The 16,520-nt window shown below is 48.2% G+C and carries 10 protein-coding genes; 9 read left to right on the forward strand and 1 reads right to left on the reverse strand.

What is annotated here, in order from left to right; genetic code table 11:
- Positions 1 to 7: 7 nt before the first annotated feature.
- Positions 8 to 3,385: a response regulator gene (locus B5Z18_RS04405; protein ID WP_079468173.1), complete on the reverse strand. Its 3,378-nt coding sequence runs from the start codon at positions 3,383 to 3,385 to the stop codon at positions 8 to 10.
- A 255-nt stretch (positions 3,386 to 3,640) separates the two neighbouring features.
- Here B5Z18_RS04405 and B5Z18_RS04410 point away from each other — a divergent pair, with 255 nt between their 5' ends.
- From B5Z18_RS04410 to B5Z18_RS04450, 9 genes are all read left to right on the forward strand, one after another.
- Complete coding sequence (locus B5Z18_RS04410; RefSeq protein WP_079468174.1) at positions 3,641 to 4,012, forward strand: response regulator transcription factor; 372 nt, start codon at positions 3,641 to 3,643, stop codon at positions 4,010 to 4,012.
- Between the two features lie 4 nt (positions 4,013 to 4,016).
- Positions 4,017 to 5,171, forward strand: a complete 1,155-nt coding sequence (locus B5Z18_RS04415) for a HEAT repeat domain-containing protein (RefSeq protein WP_079468175.1) — start codon at positions 4,017 to 4,019, stop codon at positions 5,169 to 5,171.
- The gene (locus B5Z18_RS04420; protein ID WP_079468176.1) at positions 5,171 to 6,604 is read left to right on the forward strand and encodes a glycosyltransferase family 2 protein; all 1,434 of its coding nucleotides are present in this window, start codon (positions 5,171 to 5,173) and stop codon (positions 6,602 to 6,604) included. Before B5Z18_RS04415 ends, B5Z18_RS04420 begins: the two co-directional genes overlap by 1 nt.
- Positions 6,605 to 6,619: 15 nt before the next feature.
- Positions 6,620 to 8,098 carry a glycosyltransferase family 2 protein gene (locus B5Z18_RS04425; RefSeq protein WP_079468177.1) on the forward strand — a complete coding sequence of 493 codons (1,479 nt, stop codon included), beginning with the start codon at positions 6,620 to 6,622 and terminating at the stop codon, positions 8,096 to 8,098.
- Between the two features lie 19 nt (positions 8,099 to 8,117).
- On the forward strand, positions 8,118 to 10,979 hold the full coding sequence (locus B5Z18_RS04430; protein WP_143313486.1) for a tetratricopeptide repeat protein: 2,862 nt from the start codon (positions 8,118 to 8,120) through the stop codon (positions 10,977 to 10,979).
- Between the two features lie 22 nt (positions 10,980 to 11,001).
- The gene (locus B5Z18_RS04435; RefSeq protein ID WP_143313487.1) at positions 11,002 to 13,227 is read left to right on the forward strand and encodes a DUF4838 domain-containing protein; all 2,226 of its coding nucleotides are present in this window, start codon (positions 11,002 to 11,004) and stop codon (positions 13,225 to 13,227) included.
- An 84-nt stretch (positions 13,228 to 13,311) separates the two neighbouring features.
- Positions 13,312 to 13,929 (forward strand): TetR/AcrR family transcriptional regulator, encoded by a 618-nt coding sequence (locus B5Z18_RS04440; RefSeq protein WP_143313488.1) that lies wholly within the window; start codon positions 13,312 to 13,314, stop codon positions 13,927 to 13,929.
- A gap of 161 nt (positions 13,930 to 14,090) precedes the next feature.
- Complete coding sequence (locus B5Z18_RS04445) at positions 14,091 to 15,458, forward strand: TolC family protein (protein WP_079468181.1); 1,368 nt, start codon at positions 14,091 to 14,093, stop codon at positions 15,456 to 15,458.
- 13 nt (positions 15,459 to 15,471) lie between these two features.
- Positions 15,472 to 16,515, forward strand: coding sequence for an efflux RND transporter periplasmic adaptor subunit (locus B5Z18_RS04450; protein WP_079468182.1), 1,044 nt, complete (start codon positions 15,472 to 15,474; stop codon positions 16,513 to 16,515).
- Positions 16,516 to 16,520 lie beyond the last annotated feature (5 nt).

Genomic DNA, 16,520 nt, shown 5'->3' on the forward strand with positions numbered 1-16,520 from the left:
ACATTTTTTATGACAACCATACCCGTAATAGTGAAAGTAGTTTTATACTATCTACGGGTTTGGCGATATAGTCGGATGCTCCTGCTTCCAGACACTTTTGCCGGTCGCCCGCCATTGCTTTTGCGGTGAGTGCAATTACCGGCAGTTGCTGAAACCGGGCATCTGCACGGATCTGCTGCATTGCTTCATAACCATCCATTTCCGGCATCATAATATCCATCAGTACCAGGTTGAGTGTTGGATGCTGATGTAATACCTCCAGTGCTTCCCGGCCATCTGCGGCAGTAAGCACGGAGATGCCCTGTTCTTCCAGCAGTGCGCTGATGGAAAACACATTGCGCATATCATCGTCTGCCAGCAGCACGGTTTTTCCGGAGAGGTTTCCTTCCGTCCATGTAGTGGCGGTGTCTTCTATATTTGTTTTCTTCTGCAGTTTATAAAGAAAGAGTTCCAGTTCATCCATCAGCCGGTCGGTGGCATGCGTGGAGTTGCGCACAATGGCAGATGCGTATTTCTTCAGCTGTTGTTCTTCACTACCGGTAATATCCTGGTCCAGGTAAACGATGAGCGGCGTATCACCGGATTCGGGGATCTGCGTCAGCGCTTCCAGTTGTTGTAAACCAGCCTGCAGGTCGTTGCCAATTTCCACGATAACCGCATCATACTTTGTTCCGGCAAGGAATGTTTGTACCTCCGGGATGCCTGCTGCAATATCATACCTGCTGCCCAGATTCCTTTCTTCGCTCATGGTTTCCAGTGTGGCGCCGGCGCTCAGCGGGCCTACCGACACCAGCAACACTTTTTTCAGCCGTGCATGCAGTTGTGCGCTGATACCGGTAAACACTTCTTCAAGGTCGCTCAGTTCCAGGGGCTTTCTCGTATAGCCATGTATGTTATCTGCCTTAATAGCCTGTATATCCGCCCCGGTTACAACATGTACGAGGATTTTGCTCAGCTCTTCACTGCTTTTCAGAATTTTGAGAATACTGCTGCCGTCAATTACAGGCAGGTTCATATCCAGGATAATGGCTACCGGTAAGAATTTGCGGGCATAGGCCAGTCCATCCTGCCCGTTGTGCGCCACAATGGTCTTAAACCCTTTGTTACGGGCAAAGTCGCGCAGGATATCCGCAAAATGAACATCGTCCTCAATAATCAGGATCAGCTTATCGTGTTTGGTGAGATTGTCGCGGTCGTCGTTCACGGCAACGGGAGGCTGTATCAGCCGGGGGGCATCTTTCCCCCCCGTTACTGGTGTTGCAGCCGGCATAGTGGCATCTACCGGCAATACAATAGAGAATGTGCTGCCCGCGGGGCTGCTGTTATCGAGGCGGAGCGCTCCGTGCAGCAACTGCATCAGTTCACGGCTGATGCTCAGTCCCAGCCCGGTGCCGCCATACTTACGGTTGGTACCGCCATCGCCCTGGTGAAAGGCGTTAAATATCAGTTCCTGTTTATCTGCCGGTATACCCGGTCCTGTGTCTGTAACGCTGATGCAGAGGATGCCGGGGCTGCTTACGTACCAGGAAAGATTGATCACGCCCCCTTCCGGCGTAAATTTAAACGCATTGGACAACAGGTTGCGGATTACCTGTAACAGGCGGAGTTTATCGGTGTTGATAGTCGCGGGAACATCCGGCGCTATATTTTTAATGAAGGCAATATCTTTCTCCTGCGACACTACGTCAAACAGGTCGGAAAGGTCGTTTATAATACTTTGTACCGGCACATCTTCAAATTCCATTTCCACTTTACCGGCTTCTATTTTCGACAGGTCCAGTACATCATTGATCAGGTGCAGCAGGTCGGAGCCGGACTTATGAATGATCCCTGCATATTCCATTTGTTTTTCCGTAAGGTTGTTATCTTTATTTTCCTGCAGCATTTTCGCCAGGATAAGTACACTGTTCAGGGGTGTTCTCAGCTCGTGCGACATATTAGCCAGGAATTCTGATTTATACCGGCTGCTGGCTTCCAGTTCGCTGGCTTTCAGGGAAAGCGCGCCCCTGGCTGTTTCCAGGTCTTTATTCTTTTCTGTTATTTCTGCGTTCACCTGGCGCAGTTCTTCTTCCTGTACCTTTAGTTCTTCTTCAGATGCCTGTAATACTTCCGACTGCCTGCTCAGTTCTTCATTGGACTGCCGCAGTTCTTCCTGCTGGCTGATCAGTATTTCTTTTTGTTCCTGTACCTGTTGGAGAAGATGCAGGATCTTTTCACGGGCATTGGCGGCATTAACGGCAACGGCTATATCTTTTGACAATACTTCCAGCAACCGCAATTGTAAGGGCGTCACCTCTTTGAAGGAGGCGAGTTCTATAACGCCGAGCAGTTCATTTTCTATCCATAGTGGCATCATTACCAGGGAACCGGGCAGAATGTGTCCGCTGGAAGAGCTTAGCTGCCAGTAGCCGGCCGGCACATCCCTGATAACGAGGATTTCCTTTCCTGATATAGCTGTACCCAGGAAGCCTTCATTCAGCGGCACTATTTTAGGGATGGCAGATGGCATGCTAACGGCGGCGTACAAACGAAGATCCTTATATCTGTCGTCATAGCAATAAAAAGCGCCAGCTGTAAAATCGGCAAAGCCGGTGAGCGTGTGCAGGCATTTCCGAACCAGCTCATCGCGGTTATTCACGCCCTGGAGGCTGTCGTTCATATCATTAACGCCAGTGAGCATCCAGTTTTTTTCATTGGCAGCAGCGTTGATCTCTACCACTTCATCCAGTTTACGGTTTAGTGCGTGCTGCGCCCTGAGGCGGCGTTTAAACTCTGTATAGGTAATCCTCATGAGAATAAAGCCTACCAGCAGGATGAAGGCGTTATTGATCAGCAGGGTTCTGACGGCCTTTGTAAAAGAAGTACTTTTAACGTTTTCCCGGATGGCCAGCAAGCGGCGTTCCTCTCCGTTCACCCGTCCTATTTGCTCACGCACACCGTCGATCAATAATGTTTCTTTCTCCGTAATATCCGCATTCTGTTCAAAGCGCTGCTGTAATAAAGTATGATCGAGTTGATTCCAGTAGCTGAGCAGGGCGTTGATATTATTTTCCAGGGAATCTATATTTTTTACCTGGGCGGGGTTATCTGCTACCATCGTACGCAGATCGTTTACTGCCGGTGCTACTTTGGGGAGCGCCAGCTCATAGGGTTGCAGGAATTTTTTATTAAAGGTACCACGAAAGCCCCTGCGGGAAGCTTCCATATCAAATAATAAACGCTGCACTCTTTCGGAGTTATTGAGAACACGATAGGTGTGCTGCACCCATCCTGCCTCCTCTTTTTGCTCGGTAAATGTTTGCCATGTTAAAAATCCTCCGAGCAAAACAAGTAATATAACAACGGAAAACCCGAGGTACAGTCTGTTAATTAATGAAATATTCATATAATATTAATTCCTTAATACAGCATAAAAATACCTAAATGCATTCATATTCAATATCTTTGGGGGGAGCAATAAATCTGTTTAAACAGTAATGTAACCATTTGTTTTTATCAATGGAAAACTATTCATTTATTTTTAAAGTATATACTATATATAAATGTCCACGGTTTTTATTTTCCAATACCAATAATAAAATATCACCCCCTGCTGAACAATTAAATAACAGCTTTGTTTAGCGGGTTAAATTCAGCCACGATGAGTAAAATTTTATTAGTTGAAGATGATGAGATAATGCCGAAAATAGTGGCAAGAATTCTCCCCTCTGCAGAGTATGAGCTGGACCACGTATCAAACGGAAAAGAAGCATTTGAAAAACTGGAGTCAACGAACTATGGCTATGACCTGATCATTACGGATATTATGATGCCGTATGCCAATGGTTTTGAAATCCTGAGCAGGGTAAAAAGCCAGCCCAGACCGATCCCGGTAATTATTGTTTCCAATGCCGGTAATGAAGATATGATCATGGAAGGCTTTAAACTGGGAGCGGACGACTTTCTGAAGAAGCCGATTATACCTGCCGAGTTACTGATCAGGGTAAAAAGATTGTTAATGAAGAATAAATAGCTGCATGTTCGATATACCCATTCCTGCTTTCCTGGATCCCGTTCTCAGCACATTCAGGGAAGCGCCATTGGCCATCAGGCTGGCAATGATATTTATTATAGTGGCTGTTCTGGTTACCCTGCTGGCTTATTTTTCTATTTTAAGAAGCCGGTTCCTGGGATATCAGCGAAGAAAAAGACTGGATTACCTGCTTCCAAAGATCGATAACCTGATCATTGATGAGATCATGGCTCATCCGGAAGTAGCCGCCGGCACACCAGCCAGCCAGATCCAGCTGAACCTGGATGGTTTCCAGGAGCTACCTTTACATAAGAAATGGGCCCGGCAGGCTACCACCAACCGCATTATACATTTCCGCCGCAATGTAAGAGGCAATGCCGGCCACCTGCTACGTAACCTCTATATTCAACTGGAGCTGAACAAAGATACCATGAAGCAGATGAAATCGCCTAAATGGGCCCGGAAAGTACGGGCGCTGACGGAGTTCATCGACATGGATATCCCCGTGGCGGATGTTACCATTTTGCCATTAACGAATAGCCGTAACCGTGAGTTACGGGCTGCCGCACGGCATGCATACATCAAGCTCAGTAAAAATGAGCCCTTTAAATTCTTTGACGTGGTAACTGATCCGCTACTGATGTGGGACCAGGTAGAACTGTTCCGCATCATTACCACTACAGAAGATATTTCCATTCCCAACTTCGCCAGGTGGGTCACCTACTCTTCCAATAAAAGCGTGGTATCTTTTTGCCTGAAACTGATCGTTCATTACAACCAGCTTCCGGCCGTACCCGCGGTCATCAAACTGCTGGACACTAAAGATCATTACCTGCGCGCAGATGCGATTAATTGTCTTGGTAAACTAAAAGCACCCGATGTGGAAGACCGGCTGGTATCCATGTACAGCAGCCAGCCGCTGCAATGCCAGATAGAAATACTGAAGGCCGTAGGCCGCATCAGCAGCGGGCGGCAGGTGGATTTCCTGAAACAGGAATTCCTGCACTCAACCAATTTCGACCTGCGCAAAGCCGCCGCCAAATCACTGGTACGAAACGACCAGGCAGCCCGCGGCGTAGTACAGGAACTGCTGGAAACCGCCAACCGCGAGAACCTGCTGATACTGAAGCATTGTATGAACCCCTTAATTAAATACTGATGGAGGGCCTCTTATCATGGCTGGGCAGGGCCTACGAAAATACCCTTTTCGTATATGGGTTGGTTTTACTACTGGTATATGCCTTACTGGCGTTGCTGTCCATGATAGCAATACGTCGTTACACCCGGAAAAGCACCCAGCATCAGCTCGACATACTGGCCAGCTCGCCAATGGCGCCGGGTCTTACCATCCTGGCACCCGCCTTTAATGAAGGGCTTACCATTATCTCCAATGTACGGTCGCTGCTTACGCTCAACTACCCCCGTTATGAAATCATTATCATTAATGATGGCAGCACGGATAATACAATGGAGCAACTGATCTCGGAATTCAGGATGGTAGCGGTAGACTTTGCCCATAATGCCAGGATACTGACGCAGCCCGTGCGGAAGATCTATAAATCCACCGACCCGGCTTACTCCTCCCTGATGGTGATTGATAAAGTGAATGGAAAAAGCAAGGCAGATGCCGTGAATGCAGGCATCAACATCGCCACCTTTAATTATTTTGTTTGCACGGATGTAGATTGTATTCTTCATAAAGATACCCTGCTGGAACTGGTACTCCCGGTAATGCAGGAAGAAAAGAAACGGGTAATTGCCGTAGGCGCCACCCTGCGTATCGCCAACTCATCCGACTTTGACGAAGGAGTACTGATCCGCATGCGGCCACCCCGGCAGCTGCTCCCCCGCTTCCAGGAAGTGGAATACATCCGTTCCTTTGTATTGGGAAAAATGGGCTGGAGCTATATTAATTGTGTACCCAACGTTTCCGGCGGACTGGGTTTATTTGATAAAGAGGTAGCTACCCGCTGCGGAGGCTACGACCACAGTTCTTTCGGGGAAGATATGGAATTGCTTACCAGGATGTGCCGTTATGCCCACGACAACCAGATTGACTATGCAGTAAGATATATTCCCAGAACCCTCTGCTGGACAGAAGGACCGGCTTCAGTAAAGATATTCAGCCGGCAACGCACCCGCTGGGCGCGTGGACTGGCCCAGCTGATGCATGCCCATTTCAGTATGTTCCTGAATCCCCGCTACGGAAAGATGGGGCTGATCGTATTTCCCTTTAATTTCTTCTTTGAATTACTGGCACCCCTGGTGGAGTTCAGCGGTATCATTATTTATATATACCTCGCCGTAACCGGCCAGGTAAACTGGCCGTATGCATTGCTGCTGCTGCTTTTCGTATATACATATGCCGTCATGATCACCACTATCTCCATATTATGGGATCAGCTTTCTTTTGGCTATTATAAGAAATGGTGGGAAGTAGCGTATTTGTGCCTGACACCTTTCATGGAGTTTTTACTATATCATCCGCTCATCGTATTTTTTTCCCTGCGGGGATACTATTATTTCCTGACCGGGAAAAAGAGTACCTGGGGAAATATGCAGCGGCAGGGCTTCGGAAAAAAGAAGACATAAAGAAAACAGTGTGCTATGCTCAGAACATTTTTTGAAGGAGGCGTATTTATATATGGTTGTGTACTGTTGTGCATGTATGCTTTATTGGCGTATATGTCTTACCGTGGTATTATCCGTTTCCGCAAAAAAAGCAGTTTCACCAATTATGATCACCTGCTCGATTCCCCGCTCACACCAGGCATATCCGTGATAGCGCCGGCCTATAATGAAAGCGTTACCATCATCATGAATGTACGCTCACTTCTAACGCTAAACTATACACGTTATGAGGTGATCATTGTAAACGACGGCAGCACAGATGATACCCTGGAAAAGCTGATCCTGGAATTTGAATTGGTACCCGTGGATTTCGCCTATAACGAAAGGATTGTAACACAGCCCGTGCGGCAACTGTTTAAATCTACCAACACGGCCTACGATAAATTGCTGGTGATCGACAAAGTAAATGGTAAAAGCAAGGCTGATGCCGCCAATGCGGGCATCAACGCTGCTGCCTTCGACTACTTCCTGAATACAGATGTGGATTGTATCATTGAAAAAGACACACTGCTGCGTATGATCAAACCATTCATGGATGAAGAGCATAAAAAAACCAAAGAGATCGGCGAACCATGCCCCCAGTGCGGATACGTGCATGTAATGGAAGACAGCCGGCAGGTGATAGCCACCGGCGCTACATTACGTATCGCCAACTCCACGGAAATTGATGAAGGTGTGATCATACGGGTACGCCCCCCCGAAAAACTACTGCCCCGCTTCCAGGAAATGGAATACATCCGGGCTTACGTGCTGGGGAAAATGGGATGGAGCGTAATGAACAGCGTGCCCAATGTTTCCGGCGGACTGGGCTTGTTTGACAAGGAAGTAGCCATCAAAGCCGGTGGCTATGATCACAGTTCCTTTGCGGAAGACATGGATATTGTTACCCGCATGTGCGCATTTATGATCGATAACAAGCTGAAATATGCCATCCGTTATATCCCTACTACTCAATGCTGGACAGAAGGGCCTCCGAATATGAAAATATTCAGTCGCCAGCGAACCCGCTGGGGCCGCGGATTAGCAGAGATCATCACCCTGCACCGGAAACTCATTTTCAATCCGCGTTACAGAAAACTCGGACTGATAGTGTTACCCTATAACCTGTTCTTTGAGTTCCTGGCGCCTGTTATAGAGTTCACCGGTATTCTTTATTATATCTACCTGATTATTACGGACCAGGTAAACTGGCCCTACGCACTTATATTATTACTCTTTGTATACCTCTTCTCCGTGATGATCACTACGCTGGCCATCTGCTGGGACCAGCTTACCTACGGCTATTACAAAACCTGGCGGGAAGTAATTTCACTGTCGCTGATGGCTTTTTTTGAACCACTGATCTATCATCCGCTGATTGTGTTTTTTGCATTACGGGGATACTGGTTCTTCCTGACCGGGAAAAAATCTTCGTGGGGAAATATGCAAAGACAGGGATTTGGAAAGAAAAAATAAACTCATAAAAGATAAGCAAATGGCTGTATTAAAACATCTGTTAACAGGCATACTGATGTGTTGGGCTATGCAAACGCAGGCGCAGATCTTAAAACAGAAGAATAATGCAGAGGCCCTGTATAACCAGGCCGTTCAGGAAACCAAACTGCAGCACTATGATAAAGCAATCAGCTTATCGCACCAGGCGCTGAAAGCCCAGCCTGATTTTATTGATCAGCAGTTGTTGCTGGCGCGTTTATACATGCTCACCAAACAATATGACCTGTCCAGGAAATACACCAAAGAAGTACTTGCGAAAAATCCGCGTTACCGCGACGCTTATTACTATGCCATCAACGTAGAACTGACCACCGGCAAATATGCAGAAGCAGAATGTTATGTAGATGAAGCCCTGGCTTATTTTCCCGGCAGCCGGGAATTTATGCTGAAGAAGCTGGGCATCCTGGATCTGCAGCACAAAGTATATCGTGGCAATGAACTCGCCGAAACCATCCTGAACAAATATCCTGAAGATACCACGGTGCGCAATGCCTATATAGAACACCACCTCCAAAGCGGCAAGTATTACCAGCAATTAGGCAACAGCGGCATGGCGCGTCAGAGTTACGACCGGGTACTGCTTGTAGACCCACGCAACCGCGAGGCGCGCGAAGCCAACCTGGGCGTGGCTTTGAAGGGAGGTAATTACCAGTCGGCCCTTGAACAGGTGAATGATGAACTCTCCGCACATCCCGGCAGCTACGATCTGCTGATGCGGAAGCTAGGTATACTGGAAGACATGCACGCCTATACAGAAGCGCTGAGTACCTTGCAGGAAATACAACGCCGGTATCCCGGAGATGCCAAAGCGCATACCCTGGAAACGTCCCTGCGCATGGAAGCCGCTACTTACTATGCCAACATGGACCCCTATACGCTGTATGGAAGTGTACTGGAAAAAAATCCAGGCAACCGGGAAGCACTGGATAAACTCATTGGTTACAGTATGGCCCGTGGCGCCTACCAGGAAGCGCTGGCGTGGATTAACCGGGGACTGAAAGCCCACCCCAACGACAGCCGCCTGCTGACGTTAAAGATGGATGTGCTGGAAGGCGACCGTAAGTATGGCAGCGCCGCCGCATTGGCCATGATACTGTATCAGCGCGCACCCAACCCGGCGCTTAAAGAAAGACTGGTACAGCTGCAAACCGCCACCGGGCGGGAATACCTCGCGCAGCAGCAATACGACCTGGCCCTGGCTTCCTTTGAATCCGCCCGACAGGTGAGTCCTGGTGATTCTACGGTGCTGCAACTGCTCGCCAATACCTACATCTCCCAAAAAAATACTTCCGCTGCATTAAAAGTACTGGACCAGGCACTCACCTATTACCCGGCCAACGAATCTTTTCTCCTGAAAAAATCCGGTGTGCTGGCAGATGCCGGCAGGTATGAAGAAGCTGCTGCCATAGCAGGTGAACTGGCTGCACGCTATCCTTCCGATGAACGCTTCAGTAATAACTTTGCCGACATGCGTTTAACCGCCGGCCGTAATTTAATGCGTGCAGAAGAATATGATCTCGCCAAACAACAGTTTGAGCAGGTGCTGGCAGTAGTGCCCTCCAACCAGGAGGCGCTTGAGTATATGATCAACATGCAAAGCGCCACCGGCAAGCCCGACAGCGCCCTGTACTTTGCGGATAAAGCGCTGACTTATTATCCCGGCAACCGCGACTTCCTGCTGAAAAAAGCATCCGTACTGCAGGATATGCACGCATATAATGAATCTGCAGCCATTACCGGCGACCTGATGAACCGGTACCCTTATACGATCAAATACAAAAATGCGTATCTCACCAGCCTGATGTCGGCCGGTACGGATTACCAGCGTAATCAGCAACCCGATAGCGCCCTGGCCATGTTTAACCAGGTGCTGGCCCTGCGCCCGAAAGATTCAATGGCACTGTTATACAGTATCAATATCCTCAATGGCCGGCAACGTTACGACAGCGCCCTGGCCTACTCCGCACAGGGAATAAAATACTACCCGGATAATGAAACCTTTTTAATGAAACGGGCCATCACCCTGGAGAATAAAAAAGACTTCGCCGCCGCCGCACTGGTGGCCGATTCGGTGGTAAAGCTGCAGCCAACTGCTGTAAATACCGATTACCGGGATTACCTCCAGAGTAAAACACTGAAGAATCAGTTTGGGCTGTACTACCTCAATTCCAGCTATGATTACATGTCTGATAAATACAACATCGCTACCATCGAATACCGGCACTATATAAAGCGCGGCTCATATGCTGTGCAACTGAACTATGCAGGCAGGAAAACCGGTAACGGCTTACAGGGACTGGCAGAAATGTATTACACGCACACGCCTAAACTGTATTCCTATGGTATGCTGGCTTACTCCAATAAAACTGTATTCCCTCAACTGCGGGCGGCATACTCGATCTTCAAAACCTTTAAGAAAGATATAGAAGTGGAGCTGGGCGGCCGTTACCTGAACCTGGACAGTACCAACAGTTTTTCCGGCGTGGTTTCTGTAGCAAAGCCCTTCGGTGATTTCTGGGTAAACCTGCGGGGATACGCCATCAGCGAATCTTCTGATTTTTATACGTCCTTTAATCTTACCACCCGTTACTTCATGAACCGGCGGCAGGACTATCTGCAGGTGGTAGCAGGATTGGGTACTTCGCCGGACGACAGGAGCCGGCTGATTAACTTCCCTAATCTTTCCGGCTTGCTGACGCATAGCATTGGCGCAGGTTACCAGAAAGTGATCCGGTACCGGACCACACTCGGACTTTTCGGCACCTGGATTAACCAGAAGATCAGCGACACCGGGTACCAGAACCAGTACGATATTTATGTAACGCTTCAGCGGAAATTTTAACGGAACTACAATGTGCAGAATTATGAACAGCCTTTTGTTAATGATCACTACGTTGTTATACAGCGCCTGTCAGCCTTCGGCAGAAGAGATTACGCTGGTACGGCAGGGACGCAGCGAATATGTGATTGTGCTGCCGGAGCAGGCCACCAAAGCAGAAAGCAAAGCGGCGGGTATTTTCCGGGATTATATTCAACGCATTTCCGGGGCTGCATTACCGGTGATAACAGAACTACAATACAAAGACCAACCCGCAGTGTTTATTGGCAACACCAGTCATAGTGCAGGTCCGGCTGAAATTCACGGAGAAGGTTATTTCGCCGGCAGTAAAAACAAACAGCTCTTTATCCGTGGCGGCAGCGGCCAGGGAGTGGTATATGGCGTATATTATACGTTACAAACGTATATGGGTTGCCGTAAGGATGCTGCCGGTCCTGCCGTGATCCCAACGGTGAAGGATATACGTTTGAACGGCGCGATCTCCGATTTGCGGGAGCCTGCATTTCTTTACCGGGAAAGCTACTACCCTCCTTCTATGGATGCCGAATACCTCGCCTGGCATGGATTGCACCGGTTTGAAGACCTGTGGGGAATATGGGGACATTCCTTCTTCAAAATCCTTCCGCCGGATACTTATTTCAAAGAGCATCCCGAATATTATTCAATGGTAAACGGCAAAAGGCAGCCGTTGCAGCTATGCTTAAGTAATGAAAACGTATATACTTTAACGGTAGAGTGGTTTAAAAAAGCCATTGCCGATAACCCGGATGCCATGTACTGGTCCATTGCCCCGCAGGATGGCGGCGGTGGCTGTACCTGCGATTTGTGCCGCAAGGCAGATGCAGAAGAAGGCGGTCCGCAGGGTTCACTGATCCGTTTTGTAAACCGGGTGGCCAAACAATTCCCGGACCAGCACTTTACCACACTGGCATATGGCTACACTGCAAAGGCCCCGCTGAAAACAAAACCGGGCGCCAATGTATTCATAATGCTGAGCACTATCGACGCGTTCCGGCAGGAACCATTGGCGCAGGCCTCTTCCGCAGCTGGCTTCCGCAAAAACCTGGAAGGCTGGGAAGCTACTACTGGTAACCTTTTCATCTGGGACTATACCACGCAGTTTACCAATTACCTGAATCCATTTCCCGACTATGGTAACCTCCAATCCAACCTGCAGTATTTTGCCACACATCATGTGAAGGGCGTGTTTTCCCAGGGCAGCGGCGAAACTTATGGTGATATGGCCGAATACAACAGCTACGTACAGGCGGCACTGTTATGGCAACCGGATGCTGACATCAAAAAGATCACCAGCGACTTTTTAAAGGGCTACTACGGTCCTGCTGCCCCGGCGATGGGCCAATACCTCGATGCGCTCACCAATGCCGTTAAAAGCACCCGTGCAGTGCTGGATATTTATGGCAACCCCATCTACTCATCACATGATTATTTATCGCCCGTACAAACAGACCTGTACTCTGGTTTCCTGGATAAGGCCGAAGCAGCAGCCGGTAACAACCCGCTTTATCTCCGCCGGGTGTATAATACCCGGTTGTTCCTGGAATACGCAGTGTTGCAGCAATCCCGCTTTTATGGCACCGACAAATATGGCTACCTCCAGCCGGACGGCACGGTAAATCCGCGGTGGCCGCAGCGTGTACAGAAGTTTGTAGCGCAGTGTAAAACCGCCGGTGTGCAGGAACTTGCAGAAGGAGGATTATCACCGGATGCATATGCACAGGAATGGCAGGAACTGTTTTCCCGCAAATGGGTAAAGAGCCTTGCATTGGGTGCAGCGGTTACTCTCGTAAACCCCTACACCCCGGAGTATACGCCTAAAAAGGAACGTACGCTCACCGACGGGTTAACCGGTGGCAACGACTTCAGTTACAACTGGCTCTTTACTTATGGCAAGGATATGATTGCCACTATTGATATGGGCAGCAGTAAAACTATCCGCCAGATCCAAATGAATTTTTTACAGGACGCGCGGCATTATATTTTCAATCCTACACAAGTGTTGGTAGAAACATCCGTGGATGGAACTCACTTTAACTCAGCCGGCGTGAAGGACATTCCTGTTCCGGAAGAAGATTACGCGGTGCGGATTAACCCTTATACTTTCCCTGTTTCCGGGACGGCTGCCAGGTACATCCGGATTACCGCCAGGTGCCCTGTTACGCTTCCTGATTGGCGCCTGGTTGAGGGAAAGAAGGCTGCGCTTTGTTGCGACGAGGTAATGGTGGAGTAAACCCTACCCTCAAAATCCCTTCTTCCAAAAATAAATTTGGAAAATAAACACTGTTCAGTATATTTGCACTGTAAACAATTCAACGTGGGCATAATAGAAAGAAAAGAACGTGAAAAGGCTGAGATGCGCAGGCGTATTGTAGACGTAGCTATTAAAATGTTTGTGGAGGACGGATACGAGAAAGTATCGATCCGCAATATTGCTGACAAAATAGAATACAGTCCTGCAACTATTTACCTTTATTACAAAGATAAAGATCAGCTGTTATACGATGTACAAACGGAGGCGTTTGCGACCCTGGCAACAGAGTTCCTGCAAAAAGTGAATAGCCGCGATCCGTTCAAAAGGCTGGAGCAGCTTGCGCATGCCTATCTGGAGTTTTCAAGGAATCATCCGGAGTTATATGACCTGATGTTTATCATCAAGGCGCCTATGAATGCGGTGATGGATGAAGAAAAGTGGAAGAATGGAGATCCTGCCTACGATGCTTTATATAACCTGATGCAGGAATGTATCGACAAAAAATTAGTGAAGTTTAAAAATGCAACTGTCGGTACGCTGTCGGTATGGTCCTTTGCACATGGATTTATAAGCCTGAACCTGCGGGGAAGATGTGTTAAAGTCTCAGGTGTATCTGATGAAGATATGCCGGCAGTGATGGACGAAGCCATCAAAGAATACCTGCGGATGATTAAAGCATAGTATTGCTTTGTGAAGATGAAATGTAACCGGAAAATATACACTAAAAAGCCGCTACGGCTTTTTTTTCAACCCTCTATTAAACACTGTTCAGTATATCAACAACGATTAACAAAAAGCCTTGCAGGCTTTATTTTTTTCGGCTTCAATAAACACCGTTCATTATGTACACATCAATCACAAAAGGGGCATTGTTAATAATCCTGCTCACAGCGGGTTTCAGCTCCTCTGCACAAAGTTCTGTGCTGGATCAATACATACAATCCGCCTTCAGCAACAATAAAGGACTAAAAGATCAAAACTTTCAGCTCACTAAATCAATGCTCGCTTTGCAGGAAGCGAAAAGCCTTTTTGGACCGAATGTATCGGTACTGGGCAGCTACACCAAATCGGCAGGAGGCCGTACCATCGACTTTCCCATCGGGGACATTATGAACCCGGTGTACAATAGCCTGAACCAGCTGACCAACAGCCACGATTTTAAAAACATCGACAACGTATCCGTACAGCTGAACCCCGACAACTTTTACGATGCAAAGGTGAGAGCCAGTTTGCCGCTGATCAATGCGGAGATCTATTACAACCAGAAGATCCGGAGAGAACAGATTACACAGCAACAGGCAGCCCTGAATGTATACAAGCGGGAACTGGTGCGCGATATTAAATCGGCTTATTACCAATACTACCAGGCCGCACAGGCAGTAGCCATCTACAATAACGCCCTGTCGCTCATCAATGAAAACATCCGCATCAATGAAAGCATGGTGCGTAATGGTATACGTAACAATACCGCCCTGTACCGCGCACAAACAGAGAAACAAAAAACGGATGCCGATATCAACAAAGCCATTAATGCGCGGCAGAACTCCAAAGCCTATTTCAACTTCCTGCTGAACCGCGCACTCGATGAAAACATTACGCTCGACAGCACCCTTCTTCAAGTGCCGGCACAGCTGCCCGGTAAAGATATCAACGGCCGCGAAGAACTGGCACAATACAAAAGTGCGGCTAACGTATACCGCTTAAACGAACAACTCCAACGCTCCTACCTGGTGCCAAAGCTCAGTACCTTCATTGACCTCGGCTCACAGGGCACAGGCGCGCGTTTCGATAAAGATACCCGCTACTACCTGTTTGGTGTAAACCTGGAATGGAACCTGTTCGCCTCCCATAAATACAAATACAAAATTAAACAGGCCGCTAACGAAGTAGCCACCATCACCAACGCTGCCGACCAAACAACCGACCAGCTACGGTTACAGCTATACGAAGCTGTCAACAATTACCAGACCGCCCTGCTGAATTTCAAAACTGCCCAAAGCCAGCTATCGTTTGCGGAAAGATATTACCGGGACCAGATGAAAGTATATAAAGAAGGACAACTGCTGTATATAGAACTGCTCGACGCACAAAACCAGCTTACACAGGCCCAGCTGCAAACTACCGTAACACAGGCTGCTGTGCAAACGGCCTACGCATCGGTAGAACGTGCACAGGCATCTTACGATATTAACAACAATTACAACAACTAATAAACTCACACCCATGAAAAATACATTGCTCCTGCTGCCCTTCTCCCTGTTGCTGTTTTCCTGCGGCAGCAAACCGGCAGCTACCACCACCGTTTCCGATACCATCCCGGTGAAGATCATGCCGCTGGAAAAACAGGGAACCGCCGTTACGATCAATGCTTCCGGGCAATTTACCACCGACGATGAAGTATATCTTTCTTTCAAAACCAACGGTATCATCAGCAATATCCTGGTTAAGGAAGGTGATAAAGTACATAAGGGACAATTACTGGCAACACTCAATCTCACAGAAATAAATGCGCAGGTGCAAAAAGACCAGCTGGCCTTTGAAAAAGCCCAGCGCGATTACCAGCGTATTGTACGGTTGCATAACGACAGCGTAGCCACACAGGAACAGCTGGAAAACAGCAAAACCACTATGGACCAGGCAAGGCAGCAACTGAGCACTACCCAGTTTAACCGCAGCTTCTCTGCTATTCACGCCACACAGGATGGGTATGTATTGCATAAACTGGTGAGCAGCGGACAAATGGTGAATGCAGGCACACCGGTATTACAAACCAATGGCGCCAGCAGCTCGCACTGGTTACTTCGTGTAGGCGTAAGCGATAGGGAATGGGCGCAGGTAAAAAACGGCGACAAAGCCAGCATTGAAATATCCGGCATCCCCGGCGATTCACTCACTGGAACGGTTACACGTAAATCTGAAGGCATTGATGCACAAAGCGGCACCTTCCTCATTGATGTACAACTCACCGGCAACAAGCCCGCCGCTATCGCGGCCGGCATGTTTGGCCGCTGTCATATTCATGCCGGCGCAGTTTCCGGCAGCACGGCATGGAGCATTCCATACGCCTCTCTCCTGGATGGTAACGGCAGCAGCGGTTTCGTATTTGTAACCAACGACAATAAAACCGCGCAGAAAATACCCGTTACCATCGCAGGTATGGAAAAAGAAAATGTACTCATCAGCACCGGCATGGAACAGGCGAAGGCACTCATTATTTCCGGCAGTGCCTATCTGAAGGATCAATCACCTATCCGTATCATCCAATAACTATT

The sequence above is a fragment of the Chitinophaga ginsengisegetis genome (assembly GCF_900168065.1).
GTDB classification, from domain to species: Bacteria; Bacteroidota; Bacteroidia; order Chitinophagales; family Chitinophagaceae; genus Chitinophaga; species Chitinophaga ginsengisegetis.